The 14,934-nt window shown below is 59.6% G+C and carries 17 protein-coding genes; 7 read left to right on the top strand and 10 right to left on the bottom strand.

The features are described 5' to 3' along the window. The first annotated feature begins 47 nt into the window (after window positions 1-47). Both lipB and lipA read left to right on the top strand, forming a co-directional pair. Window positions 48-707 (top strand): lipoyl(octanoyl) transferase LipB, encoded by a 660-nt coding sequence (gene lipB / locus MHZ97_RS01055; RefSeq protein WP_239312810.1) that lies wholly within the window; start codon window positions 48-50, stop codon window positions 705-707. A 169-nt stretch (window positions 708-876) separates the two neighbouring features. Further along, window positions 877-1,842, top strand: a complete 966-nt coding sequence (gene lipA / locus MHZ97_RS01050) for a lipoyl synthase (RefSeq protein WP_239312833.1) — start codon at window positions 877-879, stop codon at window positions 1,840-1,842. Window positions 1,843-1,946: 104 nt separating this feature from the next. On the opposite strand, the gene tatE is transcribed toward lipA, so the two are convergent. The 6 genes from tatE to MHZ97_RS01020 all read right to left on the bottom strand — a co-directional run bounded on the left by tatE (window position 1,947) and on the right by MHZ97_RS01020 (window position 6,645). Continuing rightward, window positions 1,947-2,150, bottom strand: coding sequence for a twin-arginine translocase subunit TatE (gene tatE / locus MHZ97_RS01045; RefSeq protein ID WP_033751842.1), 204 nt, complete (start codon window positions 2,148-2,150; stop codon window positions 1,947-1,949). A 104-nt stretch (window positions 2,151-2,254) separates the two neighbouring features. After that, window positions 2,255-3,025, bottom strand: coding sequence for an amino acid ABC transporter ATP-binding protein (locus tag MHZ97_RS01040; RefSeq protein ID WP_103795002.1), 771 nt, complete (start codon window positions 3,023-3,025; stop codon window positions 2,255-2,257). Continuing rightward, a complete protein-coding gene (locus MHZ97_RS01035; RefSeq protein ID WP_103795003.1) occupies window positions 3,022-3,978 on the bottom strand; it encodes an amino acid ABC transporter permease in 957 nt (318 codons plus the stop codon). Before MHZ97_RS01035 ends, MHZ97_RS01040 begins: the two co-directional genes overlap by 4 nt. Continuing rightward, complete coding sequence (locus tag MHZ97_RS01030; protein WP_239312836.1) at window positions 3,975-4,862, bottom strand: ABC transporter substrate-binding protein; 888 nt, start codon at window positions 4,860-4,862, stop codon at window positions 3,975-3,977. The genes MHZ97_RS01035 and MHZ97_RS01030 overlap by 4 nt, the downstream gene beginning before the upstream one ends. Before the next feature lie 20 nt (window positions 4,863-4,882). Further along, on the bottom strand, window positions 4,883-5,677 hold the full coding sequence (locus MHZ97_RS01025) for a deaminated glutathione amidase (protein WP_239313265.1): 795 nt from the start codon (window positions 5,675-5,677) through the stop codon (window positions 4,883-4,885). Between the two features lie 2 nt (window positions 5,678-5,679). Further along, a complete protein-coding gene (locus tag MHZ97_RS01020; protein ID WP_239312839.1) occupies window positions 5,680-6,645 on the bottom strand; it encodes a nitrate ABC transporter substrate-binding protein in 966 nt (321 codons plus the stop codon). A gap of 131 nt (window positions 6,646-6,776) precedes the next feature. Here MHZ97_RS01020 and MHZ97_RS01015 point away from each other — a divergent pair, with 131 nt between their 5' ends. After that, window positions 6,777-8,132, top strand: a complete 1,356-nt coding sequence (locus MHZ97_RS01015) for an aminotransferase class I/II-fold pyridoxal phosphate-dependent enzyme (RefSeq protein ID WP_239312842.1) — start codon at window positions 6,777-6,779, stop codon at window positions 8,130-8,132. On the opposite strand, the gene MHZ97_RS01010 is transcribed toward MHZ97_RS01015, so the two are convergent. The 3 genes from MHZ97_RS01010 to pagP all read right to left on the bottom strand — a co-directional run bounded on the left by MHZ97_RS01010 (window position 8,116) and on the right by pagP (window position 9,762). Then, window positions 8,116-8,541, bottom strand: coding sequence for a GNAT family N-acetyltransferase (locus MHZ97_RS01010; RefSeq protein WP_103795007.1), 426 nt, complete (start codon window positions 8,539-8,541; stop codon window positions 8,116-8,118). The two genes, MHZ97_RS01015 and MHZ97_RS01010, sit on opposite strands and share 17 nt — an antisense overlap. 353 nt (window positions 8,542-8,894) lie before the next feature. Then, window positions 8,895-9,104, bottom strand: coding sequence for a transcription antiterminator/RNA stability regulator CspE (cspE, locus tag MHZ97_RS01005; protein WP_033751857.1), 210 nt, complete (start codon window positions 9,102-9,104; stop codon window positions 8,895-8,897). Between the two features lie 151 nt (window positions 9,105-9,255). Then, complete coding sequence (gene pagP / locus MHZ97_RS01000) at window positions 9,256-9,762, bottom strand: lipid IV(A) palmitoyltransferase PagP (protein ID WP_293648565.1); 507 nt, start codon at window positions 9,760-9,762, stop codon at window positions 9,256-9,258. A gap of 361 nt (window positions 9,763-10,123) precedes the next feature. Here pagP and MHZ97_RS00995 point away from each other — a divergent pair, with 361 nt between their 5' ends. The 3 genes from MHZ97_RS00995 to MHZ97_RS00985 all read left to right on the top strand — a co-directional run bounded on the left by MHZ97_RS00995 (window position 10,124) and on the right by MHZ97_RS00985 (window position 12,135). Further along, a complete protein-coding gene (locus MHZ97_RS00995; protein WP_239312847.1) occupies window positions 10,124-10,336 on the top strand; it encodes a hypothetical protein in 213 nt (70 codons plus the stop codon). 358 nt (window positions 10,337-10,694) lie between these two features. After that, window positions 10,695-10,940 (top strand): hypothetical protein, encoded by a 246-nt coding sequence (locus MHZ97_RS00990; protein ID WP_103795010.1) that lies wholly within the window; start codon window positions 10,695-10,697, stop codon window positions 10,938-10,940. A 112-nt stretch (window positions 10,941-11,052) separates the two neighbouring features. Then, window positions 11,053-12,135 (top strand): malate/lactate/ureidoglycolate dehydrogenase, encoded by a 1,083-nt coding sequence (locus MHZ97_RS00985; RefSeq protein WP_239312850.1) that lies wholly within the window; start codon window positions 11,053-11,055, stop codon window positions 12,133-12,135. A 32-nt stretch (window positions 12,136-12,167) separates the two neighbouring features. Here the strand turns inward: MHZ97_RS00985 and gntT are convergent, their stop codons facing one another. Further along, complete coding sequence (gene gntT, locus MHZ97_RS00980) at window positions 12,168-13,484, bottom strand: gluconate transporter (protein WP_103795011.1); 1,317 nt, start codon at window positions 13,482-13,484, stop codon at window positions 12,168-12,170. Window positions 13,485-13,774: 290 nt separating this feature from the next. Here gntT and MHZ97_RS00975 point away from each other — a divergent pair, with 290 nt between their 5' ends. Further along, window positions 13,775-14,932: an iron-containing alcohol dehydrogenase gene (locus MHZ97_RS00975; RefSeq protein WP_239312852.1), complete on the top strand. Its 1,158-nt coding sequence runs from the start codon at window positions 13,775-13,777 to the stop codon at window positions 14,930-14,932. The last annotated feature ends 2 nt before the right edge of the window (window positions 14,933-14,934 follow it).

Raw genomic sequence — 14,934 nt, 5'->3', positions numbered from 1 at the left:
TTTGCCGACGTTATACTCAGCCTTTCCTCCTTAACCGGACCGCCGTTTTGTCAGCAGATACGCTTCTTATCCGCCAGCTCGGCCAGCGCGACTGGCAACCCGTCTCCGATGCCATGCATCAGTTCACCGATCGCCGTAACGGCGACAGCCGCGACGAAGTCTGGCTGGTAGAGCATCACGCCGTTTTTACCCAGGGCCAGGCCGGCAAAGCTGAGCATCTGCTGATGCCGGGCGATATTCCGGTGGTCCAGAGCGATCGCGGCGGCCAGGTGACCTATCACGGCCCAGGCCAGCAGGTCATGTACGTGCTGATTGACGTTAAGCGCCGCAAGATCGGCGTGCGCCAGCTGGTGACCGCGCTGGAAGAGACGGTTATCAGCACGCTGGCGCACTTCGGCGTCGAGGCGCGCGCCCGTCCCGATGCGCCGGGCGTCTATGTGGGCGACGAGAAGATCTGCTCGCTCGGCCTGCGCATCCGCAAAGGCTGCTCGTTTCACGGCCTGGCGCTTAACGTGGCGATGGATTTAACGCCCTTCCTGCGCATCAATCCCTGCGGCTACGCCGGGATGCGCATGACGCAGCTCAGCGCCTTTCAGCCTGGCGTCAGCCTGGCGGACGTGCAGCCGCTGCTGGTGGCGGCCTTTGCGCACCAGCTGGGCTTTACCCAGGTTGAGTGGCTGGCGGCTGAAACCGCGCCGCTGCCTTAACCGCGCATGCGCATTTACAAAATTGTAACTTTTACCGCCGCCGGACGGCTGCTTCTGCCAGGCGGAACTGATATAATTTTTGAAATTTTATCAAATAAATTTGAAAGCTTTATCGCTGGCCTGAAGGCGAAAGCTCTCATCACGCAATCCGACCGGAACCTGCAGACTTATGAGTAAACCAATTCAGATGGAACGCGGCGTCAAATATCGCGACGCAGATAAAATGGCGCTGATCCCGGTAAAAACCGTGGTGACGGAACGTCAGGAGCTGTTACGCAAGCCCGAATGGATGAAAATCAAGCTGCCTGCGGATTCCAGCCGAATCCAGGGCATCAAGGCGGCGATGCGCAAAAACGGCCTGCACTCGGTGTGCGAAGAGGCCTCCTGCCCTAACCTGGCCGAATGCTTTAACCACGGCACCGCGACCTTTATGATCCTCGGCGCCATCTGCACCCGCCGCTGCCCGTTCTGCGACGTGGCGCACGGCCGCCCTAACGCGCCGGACGCCGGCGAGCCGCTGAAGCTGGCGCAGACAATCGTCGATATGGCGCTGCGCTATGTGGTTATCACCTCGGTAGACCGTGACGACCTGCGAGACGGCGGCGCGCAGCACTTCGCCGACTGCATCAGCGCGATTCGCGAAAAGAGCCCGAACATCAAAATCGAAACGCTGGTGCCCGATTTCCGCGGCCGTATGGATCGCGCGCTGGAGATCCTCACCGCTACGCCGCCCGACGTCTTTAACCACAACCTGGAGAACGTGCCGCGCGTCTATCGCCAGGTGCGTCCGGGCGCGAACTACGACTGGTCGCTGAAGCTGCTGGAGCGCTTTAAAGAAGCGCATCCCTCAATACCGACGAAATCGGGTCTGATGGTGGGCCTGGGCGAAACCAATGCGGAGATTATCGAAGTGATGCGCGACCTGCGCCGTCACGGCGTTACTATGCTGACGCTGGGCCAGTATCTGCAGCCGAGCCGTCACCACCTGCCGGTTCAGCGCTACGTCAGCCCGGCCGAGTTTGACGAGATGAAAGAGGAAGCGCTGGCGATGGGCTTTACCCATGCCGCATGCGGTCCCTTTGTACGATCTTCCTACCATGCGGATATGCAGGCGAAAGGTCTGGAAGTGAAATAGACCTGGCGCCCTGCCTCAGGCAATAAAAAACCAGACGCAAAGGGTCTGGTTTTTTTATGTCCGTGAGAAATAAATAGTTACATCTATTCTCTGACGGTCACGAATCACTCTTTATGGGTGACGCGTTCCGCCGGAACATCTTCAGCCGTTGTTTTGGTCGCGGTGGGTTCTTCGTCTTTCATGGCTTTTTTGAAGCCTTTGATTGCGGAGCCCAGATCGCCACCCAGTGAACGTAACTTGTTGGTGCCAAAAAGCAGTACGATAAGCGCACCGATGATCAGCAGTTTGGCAATACTGATACCTTCCATACTTTACCTTTTCAACCTAAGCGAAAACGAACGCTGCTATTTACGCGCAGATCGCCGCCAACCTCAACTAGATTCTGTAACAGAGTAAGATCGGTGACGCCGCGTTAAATAAAGCGGCTTAAAAACGCCTGGGTACGCGGATGCTGCGGCTGCGCGATAACCTGCTCGGGTGGCCCCTGCTCTACCACCACGCCGCCATCCATAAACACCACCCTGTCGGCCGCTTCGCGCGCAAAACCAATTTCATGGGTCACCACAATCATGGTCAGCCCCTGATCCGCCAGGGTGCGCATGGTGGCCAGCACCTCGCCCACCAGCTCCGGGTCAAGCGCCGAGGTTGGCTCGTCGAACAGCATCAGCGTCGGCTTAATCGCCAGCGCGCGAGCGATCGCCACGCGCTGCTGCTGCCCGCCAGAAAGATGCCGTGGCCAGGCGTCTGCTTTGTCGCTGAGCCCCACCGTGGCCAGCAGCGAACGCGCATAGGCGATCGCCTCGTGACGCGGAAACTTATGCACGCCGATCGGCGCCTCGATAATGTTCTGCAGCACCGTCAGATGGGGATAAAGATTAAACTGCTGAAACACCATACCGATCTTCTGGCGCTGAAGGGCGATCTTACGCGGCGAGAGGCGATGCAGAACACCCTTTTTCAGCTCATAGCCAATCTGCTCATCTCCCACCATGATCGAGCCGCCGTTCATATCTTCCAGATGATTGATGCAGCGCAGAAAGGTCGATTTCCCCGAGCCGGAGGGCCCCAGGATCACCACCACCTCACCTGGAAATACGTCGAGATCGATCCCTTTTAATACCGGGTTATGGCCGTAACTTTTATGAACGTTACGCGCGCTGACCAACGGCGCGACAGCACTCATATATCCTCCTTCTGCAGCAGGCGCGCGCCGGAGAGCGGCCTGGCTGGACGCGGTTTCGCCGCCTCTACCGTGCGGCGCGTGCCGCGCGCGTAGTAGCGCTCTATTGCCGACTGGCCGACGTTAAGGATCGAGGTAATCAGCAGATACCAGATCACCGCCACCATCAGCATCGGGATAATTTCAAAGGTGCGGTTGTAGATCGCCTGCACCGAATAGAGCAGATCGCCCATGGCGATAACGCTCACCAGCGAGGTCGCCTTGATCATGCTGATAAGCTGGTTGCCGCTGGGCGGAATAATGGCGCGCATCGCCTGCGGAATAATGATGCGTCGCAGCGCGCGGCTGCGGCTCATGCCAAAGGCCTGGGTGGTTTCAACCTGGCCGTTATCCACCGACAGCAGCCCGGCGCGGATAATCTCCGCCATATAGGCCGCCTCATTCAGCGCCAGCCCGGCGATGGCCGCCGTCAGCGGGGTGATCAGATCGTTGGTGTTCCAGCTGGCCCAGGTCACGGATGTCCAGGGCAGCGTCAGCGAGAGAACAGGAAACAGGGTCGAAAGGTTGTACCAGAATATCAGCTGCACCAGCAGCGGCGTGCCGCGAAAAAACCAGATATAGAGGCTGGCGAGGCCGCTCAGCAGCCGGTTCTCCGACAGACGCCATACCGCCAGCAGCAGGCCCAGCCCGGTGCCGAGGATCATTGAGACAAGGGTCAGGCCGAGCGTGACCTCCAGCCCTTTCAGCACCGACGCCTCGGTAAACCACTGCAGCACCACTTTCCATTCAAAGTTAGGGTTGGTCGCCACCAGCCAGAGAAAGTTGGAGGCGACGATCAGCGCCACAATCCAGGAGACCCAGCGTCCCCAGGCGGGTGCGCTGCGGGCGAAGGCCACGTCGCGCTGCTGCACGTCGGCCTTATCCCTGGCTCGTGTATTATGGGCGTTCAGACTCATTTTACCGCCCCTTTCGCCAGGTTAAGACCCGGCGCGCTAATCATATTGCCATCCAGCTTCCACTTTTTCATGATGGCAGCGTAGGTGCCGTTCTGGTAAAGCGCTTTATAGCCGTCCAGCACCACCTGGCCGAGCGGCGATCCTTTCGGCACCACCGTACCCTGGAAAATATCGCCAAAGCCGTTTTTCTGTCCCTTGCCCGCCAGCTCAAGCTGGCCGCTCGCCTGCTCGATAAAGTAGGTCAGGGGCGCCTGCGAAGAGAAGAAGGCGTCAGAGCGCTTCGAGCGTACCGCAAGAATAGAGGAGGGCTGATCGGTAAAGGATTGCACCACCACGGCCGGTTTGCCCGCCGCCACGCACGCCTCAGACTGCTTGCGGATCACCTGCTCTGCCGAGCCCGCCGCCATGACCGCGATGCGTTTGCCACAGGTATCCTCCAGCCCGTTGATCTGCTGCGGATTGCCCTTCTGCACCCCGAACACCACAAACTCCTGCACGAAATCGATAAAGTCCACTTTCTGCTGGCGATCCGGGTAGTCGCCTATCGGGCCGATCGCCAGCTGGTAGCGCCCCGAGTTAATGCCGGAGAGCACCCCCGACAGGCCGCTGACCGTGGCGTGCTCGATTTTCACGCCCAGCAGCTGGCTCAGCGCGGTGCTGAGGTCGGCGGAGGCACCGTCCATGGCGTGCGGCCCGCTGACAATTTCATAAGGGGGAAAGGAGCCGTTATTAACGGAGATCATCTTGCCCGCCTGTTTAATGGCCTCGGGCAGGCGGTCATGCAGCGCCTGGTCGACCTGCTGCGTCGGTATGGCGTCGGCGGCGTAGGCCAGCGAGGCGTTCAGCCCCAGCGCCAGCAAAATGGCGGTTGCACTCTTTTTCACGGTGGTTTCTCCCTGGCATTTTATTCTGTTTTGAGTTCCGGACGGGCGAAGCGACGATTCTCCAGCACCGGCAGCACGCTGCGCGCGTAGACGATGCGCTGCGGGTCGATATCCGCAAAGACCAGCGCGGTCGACTCAGGCGCTTTGGCGATGGCAACGCCAAGCGGATCGATCACCAGGCTGTTGCCGATATTGCGCGGGCCACACTCGCCCACTGCCACCATATAGCAGGTGTTCTCCAGCGCGCGTGCCGTGGTCAGCAGCTCCCAGTGCATCTCTTTTAGCGGTCCTTTCACCCAGGCGGCGGGCAGCACCAGCACCTCGGCACCGTCCAGCGCCAGACGCCGCGCCAGTTCGGGAAAGCGTACGTCGTAGCAGGTCATCAGCCCCACTTTCATGCCGGCGACCTCAATCAGCGGCGGGATAACGGCGCCGGGATTGACGCGCTGCGACTCCTGCATGGCAAAGGCGTCGTAGAGGTGCAGTTTTTCATAGGCAGCGATAATCTCACCGTTGCGCAGGGCAACCAGCACGTTCAGCGCCTTGTCGCCCTCCGTTGGCACATGCACGCTCATCATGGTGGTTAAGGCGCTGCCCTGGCTTTTCGCCAGCAGCTGCGTCAGAAAAGGGCCGTCCAGCGGCTGGGCCGCCTTCAGCACCAGATCGGGATCGGCGATATCGCGCGCCAGCACCCCTTCCGGCAGCACCAGCAGATCGGCGCCGCCCGCGTCGGCGCGCGTCATCAGATCGAGGCAAATTGCCGCGTTTTCCTGCCATTCGCGGCTGACCGCGAACTGCCCCATCGCTACTTTCATCATCACTCCCCCTTGCTGGCCGCCGGGAAGATCGCTTCCGGCGTCAGGCGCGTTTTTGTCAGTCCCTGCTGATAAAGCTCATCGGCAAAGTCGGCAATCATCTTCTTGTTAACCGCAAATCCGTTCTGATTCCAGCTGGCGGGCAATTCCTGCGCGGTGCGTCGCAAATCATCCAGCAGCCAGGGCGTGGTGTCGGCGTACTTCTCCCGCTTCTGCATCCACAGCCGCCATGAGCGGTCGATAATCTCGCTGAGCGCCTGCGGCAGCCAGGGATGCGCCTCGGCCAGTGCCGGCTTGAGCGCCAGTATGTGGATGCCCGGCACGTAGCCGACGCGGTGGAAATAGTCGCGCTCCGCCTGCTGGAAATCGGGCTGAAGCTGACGCAGCCCCGATCCCGGCAGGAAAAAGCCTTCCGGCATAAAGGGGGTAAACACCGCGTCCAGCTCCCCTGCCCGCAGCAGGTCGAGCAGCGGGCGCTCGCCTGGCGCGGCCTCAATGCGCCCCGGACGGCCAAAGCCCGCCAGGCGATCGACCACGGGATGTGCCGCGGTCAGGCGACCGGCGAACCAGTAGGCATCGTCGATCTCTACGCCCGCCTCGCGCAGTACGGTGCGCGTCCAGGTGTTGCCCGAGTCCTGCCAGCCGGTGACGCCGATACGCTTGCCTTTAAGCTGCGCCGGCGCGGTGAGCGGACTGTCGGCAGTGGTGATAATGCAGCGCTGACGAAAGCCGCGCATCAGAAAGTGCGGTATGCCCAGCAGGCCGGATTCGCCGCGGGCGCGCCCTTGGGCATAGCGGCTAAAGGAGACTTCGCCCCCCTCATAGTCAGGGCTGTCAGCCAGGTTATCCACCAGCGTGCCGACGCGATCGATAACCAGCTCAAATCCCTCTGGCTGAAGGTCCCCCAGCGCCAGCGGCGTAAAGTAGTCCCAGTCGCGCACGGCCAGTCTGACGATTAATTTGCTCATGTATGCCCCGTTGACAGGTTGCGCCCTGCCGCGCCGATGATTTATTCATCAAGTAGTGCTTGAATTTGATACTAGTTCGGGAATACTTATCTGAACAATCATTAATTCGTTACTGAACAAATTATTTTCTTATGACGCAAACGGTGGATATCGACTGGCTGAGCGAGCAGATAAGCGACGCCTCAGTAAAGGGCATCGCGCTGGCGGCCTCAACGCTGATCCGCGAGGGCAAAATTGCGGTGGGTATGCAGATGCCCGCGGTGCGCGAGCTGGCGGAGAAGCTGGGGGTCAGTCCGGCGACGGTGTCGGCAGCCTGGGGGCAGCTTAAAAAGCATAAGGTGCTGGCGGGCAAAGGGCGCAGCGGCGTCTGGGTATCAGGCAACACCGTGATGCCGCGCCCGATTCGCTTTGAGAAAATCGGCAACTACGGCGATAACATCCGCGCCGATCTGGCGATGGCCTCGCCCGATCCCGCGCTGCTGCCTGACCTGCAGCCTGCCCTGCTGGCCGCGCTGCAGTCACCGCACCTCAACAGCTATCACCGCGAGGCGATTTCACCGCTGCTGCTGTCGGCCATCACGCCGCGCTGGCCCTACGCGGCCGAAGCCTTTCTGGCGACGGATGGCGGCTTCGACGCGATGAATCTGGTGGTGCAGACGCTGATAGCGCCGGGCGATCGCGTGGTGATTGAAGATCCCACCGCAACGCGACTGCTCGATATGCTCGATAACGTCGGCGCGGAGATCCTGCCGTTAGCCTGCGACGATGAGGGGCCGCTGCCGGAGATGCTCGCCGCGCTGCTGCAGAAGTCGCCAGCGATGGTGATCTACCAGCCGCGCACCCATTCCGCGACCGGCAACAGCGTCAGCCAGGCGCGTCAGGCGGCACTGGCACAGACGCTGGCGCAAAGCACGACCCTGATCGTTGAAGATGACGGTCTGGGCGATCTCTCCGCCACCCCCGCCTGGAGCCTCGGCACGATTTTTCCTGACCGCACCCTCCACGTGCGCTCGTTTTCCAAAGCCTACGGCCCCGATCTGCGGCTGGCCGTTCTGTCCGCCACCGCGGAGATGGTGAGGCGCATTCAGGCCTGGCGCAACTTTGGCGTCAGCTGGACCAGCCGGATTTTGCAGGACAGCGTCGCCTGGCTGCTGCAGGATGCCGCGACCCAGGAGAGGATCGCCGCCGCGCGCGCGACCTACCGCCAGCGGCGCGAGCGCATGCTGACGGCGCTGGCGGCGCACGGGCTGAAGCTGCCGATGCGCGACGGACTCAGCATCTGCATACCGGTGGCGTCCGAGCAATATGCGATGATCACCCTGGCGGCGCGCGGCATCGCGGTGCTGCCCGGCGAACGCTGCCGGCTGGGGCCGACGCAGTTTATCCGCGTCAGCATCGCCTGTTTGCAGGCGACGCAGCTGGAGATGCTGGCCAGCGCGCTGGCCATCGCCGCCGGACGCGAGGCGCGGCTTAGTTCAGACCTTTGATATGGTAGCGCGGCGACTCTTCATAGCCTTCGCGCAGGTAAAACTGATTCGCCTTCAGCCGCGACGCGTGGCAGTGCACTTCCATACGGTCACAGCCGCGCTGCGCCGCCATCGCTTCAGCATGCTGCAACAGCTGCTGGCCAACGCCCTTGCTGCGCTCTCCTTCGGCGATGCAAAAGTAGCTGATGCGCGCAAAGTCACCCGCCAGCGCCAGCTGGGGAATAAAGTGCATCGACAGGAATCCCAGCACCTGCGTGCCATGCTCGGCGACCAGCAGCATCTCGTCGGGATCGCTGCTGAGCTGGGCAAGGCGTTTATCGATAAAACTCTCGGTGCCGCCGTAGCCTAATTCGGCCAGCAGCGCGCTGAGCGCAAAGCTGTCTTTCGCCTGTGCCTGACGTATATTCATCCTGCCTCCTGAAGAAGATAATGGTGCCGCTCTTTTATATAGCGTCGGCAGGAAAAAAGCTGCAGGCAAGGGTTGTTATAATAATGTTACGCGGATTTTATGTGACTGACGCCGCAAATTCAGCAGCGTCACCCCTTTGTCACCGGCGGGTAAGGTCAGGTTAATCTTCGCCTGCGAAGCTGGCGCTGACAGCCCGAGGAGAAGAGGATAATGAGAAGCGTGATGCCGCGTAGTCTGGAGGAGGCCGTAACGCTAATGCTCGCGCTGAGCAGCGTAGCCGGTGGGTTCTGCGCCTTCTTTCAGCCATAAAAAAACCCGCCATGCGGCGGGTTTTTGAAATTCTGACTGTTAACTTACAGGCTGATAACGTTAGCAGCAGATGGGCCTTTGGCGCCTTCGGTGATTTCAAACTCTACGCGCTGACCTTCAGCCAGAGTTTTGAAGCCGTTGCTCTGGATAGCAGAGAAGTGAACGAACACGTCTTTGCTGCCATCTTCAGGAGTAATGAAACCGAATCCTTTGGATTCATTAAACCACTTAACGTTACCTTTAATCTTGGACATCTATATTACCTTTACATGAAAAATGGACACTAAACTGTGTCGGCGTCTAGTACAGCAATTGCAGTGACATTTGTCCAGTGAGAATTGATGAAAAAGTGATAAATATCGCCTTTTTTTCACTTCGATCCCCTTTACCGCCGCGCCTGAAAAGCTAAAACTGCAGCCGCAGCCAGGCAAAATAGACGTTACCGTTATTGTAAGTGCCTGGAACATAAGTCATCTGAAAATTCAGCGGACCCAATCCTGTCGACGCCAGCGGCAGCAGCGCCGGAACGGGAATATAGCGCCAGTTATCGCGCGCCGTCACGCCGGCGGTATAGCCCGCGCCGAGATGAAAATCGCTACCGTCAACGGGATGCCAGGTCGCCTCCCAGCCGTAGCCAGCGAACGGCTCCCACTTGTTAAAGGAGTCTTTAAAAGCCATCAGGTAGAGACCGTGCCAGTTGCCCTTTTCGTCATAGCGCGAAATGCCGCCCCCTGCCCCCCAGGGGCGCTCGTTATAGCGACTGATATGTTCGTCGTCGTAGGTCCAGCGGTTATGCCAGGTGATGGCGGGCAGATAAAAATCGCTGTTTTGCGGCTGCGCCCAGGTCTGCTGCACGTTATTGCTGAAGCTGTGCCAGCCGTTCTCGACAGATTGCGTAAGGGGGAAGCTCACAACTTTTTCCTGTAACTCGACGGCGCGTCGGCCAGCGTGCCGCCTGCGCCCGGGTGAATAAAATTCTGCATCAGAAGCGCGATTATACCCAGGTGAAATCAAACCGCGGCAAAACAGGCCGGGCACCGCGTTTCTGGCAGCTGGAGCAACGCTGCCTGCGCAACTTCCTGTACCGGGTCGGCCGCTAACGGGTCGCGCTCCGTAAGATAACCAACGGATATAGTAACCCTATGTAATAGTTAAAAAATCAACTGCCGCGGCTACAAGGTAACTCACATTAATTGTTTAGAAGTTTTGATAAATAAAGCGGAGGAATTTGTTAGAATGGCGCCTGTTTGTTTCAGGCATGGAGAGCATTAGTATGGTAATGAAAATTCGCTGCACCACCTGCGGCAGTGCGAAGTTTACTTTTACCCACGATCCTTCAGCAGATCCGGCGCTTCACGGCGCGCGCTGCGCCAGCTGCAACAAGGGCCTGACCGCGCAGGATCTGTTGCCGAATACGCTTGTCGATCCTATTGCGCGCTGTCTGGTGGCGCAGACGTCAAAGAAAGCGAGAAGCAAGGGCACCTGAGCGGTGCCCGCGTTAATTCAGAAAATTAACTTAAATACGCCGGTCAGCGTCAGTAACCCAACAATGAAAATGATGGCGATAATCCACAAAATTATTTTCATATCCATGTTCCTTTGCCAGTAAAAAAACCTTTTCACAGAAGAGTATAGCCTGTCGTTGCGTTTTTGCTGGGGCGGCTCCTTGCTGGGCTGGCGTCTGGCTTTCCAGATAAACCCGAACTATTTCTGCGACGCCGGTCGCAGCAGCTGTTTTTTTAACCTGCTTACGCTTCGTTTGCTTCTTTGCGACCCGCTAAACTTTTTGCGGCAAAGGCAGGCCTCTGCGACGACTACCGTAAGACGAGTAACAAGGAGACGCTATGAGCACGATAAATACCAGTATGGGTCGCTACAGCCTTAAGGCGAAAAATGCCGGCGATCACATCAAAGGGTCTTTCGCTATTAACGATGAAGGCGGCACGCAGCTCACCATGCAAGAGTTTGATGAGCATTACCTTGATGATGTGGTTAACAACGTGATTTACCCCGTTACCGGCGGTAATCGCGAGATTACGCGCGCGCTGCGCGAGCAAATGGTCAAAGCCGGCTTTGAACAGCCGCATTAACCCCTGCTCTGGGCCACGCCTCGTGGCCCTTCGCCCCGGCTGAAACCATCACTTGCCGTTGCTTTTTTTTGGTCGCAGGATGCGCTGTACCCATAAAAAGGAGAAGAGCAAGGTGAGTGAACTCTATCGTATCGATGCTGCACGGCTGCACGCGTTCGTACAGGCGATATGGCTGCACGCGGGCAGCGAAGCCGACGAGGCGCGCCTGGTGGCGGATCATCTGGTGGCGGCAAATCTGGCCGGACACGACTCCCACGGCGTTGGCATGATCCCCAGCTATATGCGCTCGTTCAGTCAGGGCCATCTGCAGCTTAATCAGCACCCGGTGCTGGAGAAGGACGCCGGCGCGGTGCTGACCTTTCACGCCCATGGCGGCTTCGGCCAGGTCGCCGCCTTTGAGGCGATGCAGCAGGGTATCGCGCGCGCTAAACAGCTGGGGATCGCCGCGGTCGGCCTGCACCACTCGCACCATATTGGTCGCATCGGCCACTGGGCGGAACAGTGCGCGGCGGCAGGCCTGGTCTCTTTTCATTTCGTCAACGTAATGGGCGACCCGATGGTAGCGCCGTTCGGCGGCAGCGACCGCCGCTTCGGCACTAACCCCTTCTGCGCCATTTTTCCGCGCCGTGACGCCAGCCCCCTTTTGCTCGATTTCGCCACCAGCGGCATCGCCTTTGGTAAAACGCGCGTCGCCTGGAATAAAGGCGTCGACGTACCGCCCGGCTATCTGATCGACCATCAGGGCAAGCCCACCGAACACCCTTCCGTTATGCACGAGGCGCCCTGGGGCTCGCTGCTGCCGTTTGGCCTGCATAAAGGCTATGCGCTGGCGACCCTGTGCGAAATCCTTGGCGGCGCACTCTCCGGCGGGCGCACCACCCATGATGAAACGGTGCTCGCCAGCCATGATGCGATCTACAACTGCATGACCACCATTATCCTTAATCCGGACGCGTTCAACGCGCCGGCGATGCAGCAGGAAGCGGAGGCCTTTCTGGCGTGGGTGAAGCGCTCGCCGCAGAGCGGCAGCGAGCCGATTCAGGTACCGGGTGAATGGGAAGAGGCGAATCGCGCACGGCGCGAGCGTGAGGGGATCCCGCTGGACGCTAACAGCTGGCAGCAAATCTGCCAGGCAGCGACGCAGGCGGGCATGCCTGACGAGGAGCTGGCCGCGTTTCGCGCGCTGGTCAGCTAGCAACGCCGCCGGGCAGCGCCCGGCGGTAACGCTTAAATTACCATCGACAGCAGCATACAGCCCACCAGACCGCACACCGAAATAATGGTTTCCAGCGCTGACCAGGAGCGAATGGTCTCGCCAATCGTTAGGTTGAAATACTCCTTGAACAGCCAGAAGCCAGGATCGTTAACGTGAGAGAAGATAACGCTGCCTGAGCCGACCGCAATCACCATCAGCTCCGGGCTGGCACCGCTGCTGGCGATCAGCGGCGCGACGATGCCGCCGGCGGTAATCGCCGCGACGGTCGCGGAGCCAAGCGCAATACGCAGCACGGCGGCAATTGACCAGGCCATAAAGATTGGCGAAACGTTGCTCTCCTGCATCATGGCGGCGATATATTTATCGACGCCGCTGTCCACCAGCACCTGCTTGAACGCCCCGCCGCCGCCGATAATCAGCAGCATCATGGCGATGATTTTAATTGAGTCGGTAATGGTGCCCATTACCTCATCCATACTGCGCCCGCGATTGAGGCCGAAGGTGAAGATAGCGATCAGCACCGCAATCAGCGTCGCCATCACCGGGTCGCCGAAGAACTCCGCGTAGGGCAGCAGCGCATGCCCTTTCGGCAGCACCATTTCCGCCAGCGCGCGCAGCGCCATCAGCACCACCGGCACCAGCGCGGTCCAGACGCTGACGCCAAAGCCCGGCATCTCTTCTTCGCTAAAGGTTTTCGGGTTGTATAGCCCTTCCGGAATCGGTTTATCGATGCTTTTCAGGAAACGGGCGTACACCGGGCCGGCGAGGATCACCGTCGGGATGCCGAGCAGCGTGCCCCACAGCAGGGTTTTGCCCATATCGGCGTTAAACAGCGTGGCGATCGCCGTCGGGCCAGGATGTGGCGGCAAAAAGCCGTGCGTCACCGACAGCGCGGCCGCCATCGGCACGCCGACGTAGAGCAGCGGCACGCGCGCCGAGGCGGCGATGCTGAACACCAGCGGCAGCATCAGCACAAAGCCGACTTCATAAAAAAGCGCGAAGCCAACGGTAAAACCGGTCAGCACCAGCGCCCACTGAATATACTGCTTGCCGAATTTCTCAATCAGCGTGGTGGCGATACGCTGCGCGCCGCCGCAGTCGGCCAGCAGTTTGCCGAGCATGGCGCCGAAGCCCATGATCAGCGCCAGGCTGCCGAGCGTGCCGCCGACGCCGTTTTTGATAGAAAGAATCACTTTATTGACCGGCATGCCCTGCATCATGCCGACCACCAGCGCCACCAGAATCAGCGCGATGAATCCATTGAGTTTGAAGCGAATCATCAGCAGCAGCAGTAACGCCACGCCGATCGCCACAATAAGTAAGGGCATAGATTTTCTCCACCTTTCTGACCGGCCAGCGCCAGCAGCATATTGTTATCCTGGGTCCGAAACGGACATTGGGTACGGCATCGGAAAAACGAACTCACAGTCGGACACAACCTGTTACCAGTAACATGTTAAGGGTAACATCCTGATGAAAGCACCTCCCTGCGCAGGCTGAATTTCTGTTTTGCGAAGGTGATCAACTTTTCATCGCAGCGTTATCAGAAAGTTTGCCGCTGCCGCCGTTCGGCTTTTGGTTACACTCTCTCTTTCCCTGATGACATAAGGATGTTGCGGTGAGTGAGAACCTGATCGAGCTGTACAGCAATCAACGAACCCTCTCTGGGCGCGGAAGCATCAATAAGCTGGTGCCGCTGCTGCGCGCCGATCCTCAGCCAACTCTGCTGTTCTGCGGCCGCTCCTTTCTTAACGGCCCGATCTATGCGCGTCTGAAAAGCGAATTAAACGATCTCATTATTGGTTATGAAATCGTGACGCATGAAGCGTCGCCGGCTGAGATTGACGCCTGGGTCACACGCTGGCGCGGTCATGTGGATCGAGTCGTGGCAATAGGCGGCGGCAGCGTGCTTGACGGCGCCAAAGCGTTCAGCGCCATGATGCAGCATCCGCTCCCTACCGCGCGCTATCTGGAAAAGGTCGGCGATACGCCGGTGCAGGCGGTGACGCTGCCGCTGATCGCCGTGCCGACCACCGCCGGCACCGGCAGCGAGGCGACGCAAAACGCCGTCGTGACCGATCAGCATGAGATCAAGGTCAAGGCTTCGCTGCGCCATCCGGTGTTTGTGCCGCAGGTGGCGATTCTGGATGCGGATTTGCTGAAAGGCGCGCCCGATAAGGTGCTGGCAACCTGCGGCATTGACGCCTTTACCCATCTGTTCGAGGCCTACCTCTCCAGCAAGGGCAACCTGTTTACCCGTCAGCTGGCGCTAACCGGGCTGCGCCAGTTTGTTCAGGCCTGGCCCGCGCTGAACCGCGACGATGCAGAGGGCGACGCAGCGCGCGAAGCGATGATGCTCGCCTCCTGGCTGGGGGGCGTTTGCCTCAGCAGCGCCGGTCTGGGCGTGATCCACGGCATCGCCGGCGAGCTGGGTGCCATCAAGCCCTGGCACCACGGCGAAGTGTGCGGTCGGCTGCTCTTTCCGTTTCTCGATCTGCTGGCGGAAAGCGAGGATGACCAGCAGCAGCGGCTGATACAGGATTTGCAGCAGCAGCTGTTCGCCGTGCCGGAGGCACAGCCGGCGCGCTTTCTGAAAAACTGGCTGCAGCAGCAGGCCATTACGCCCTTCTGGCAGGAGGCGGAGACGCTGAGTGGCGAAGAGGCTGAGTGGATTCTGGCGCGCGCCAACAGCAAAAACGCGCGGGTGAACTACAGCCAGCAGGCGATGCGCAGGATGCTGACGCAGGCCTGGCACGTAACGCCAGCGCAGGGATAACG

The organism is Pantoea sp. ACRSC (assembly GCF_022346785.1).
Lineage (GTDB): Bacteria > Pseudomonadota > Gammaproteobacteria > Enterobacterales > Enterobacteriaceae > Pantoea > Pantoea alvi.
Note: the sequence above shows the minus strand (reverse complement) of the source record. Positions and strands in the feature narration are given on the sequence as shown.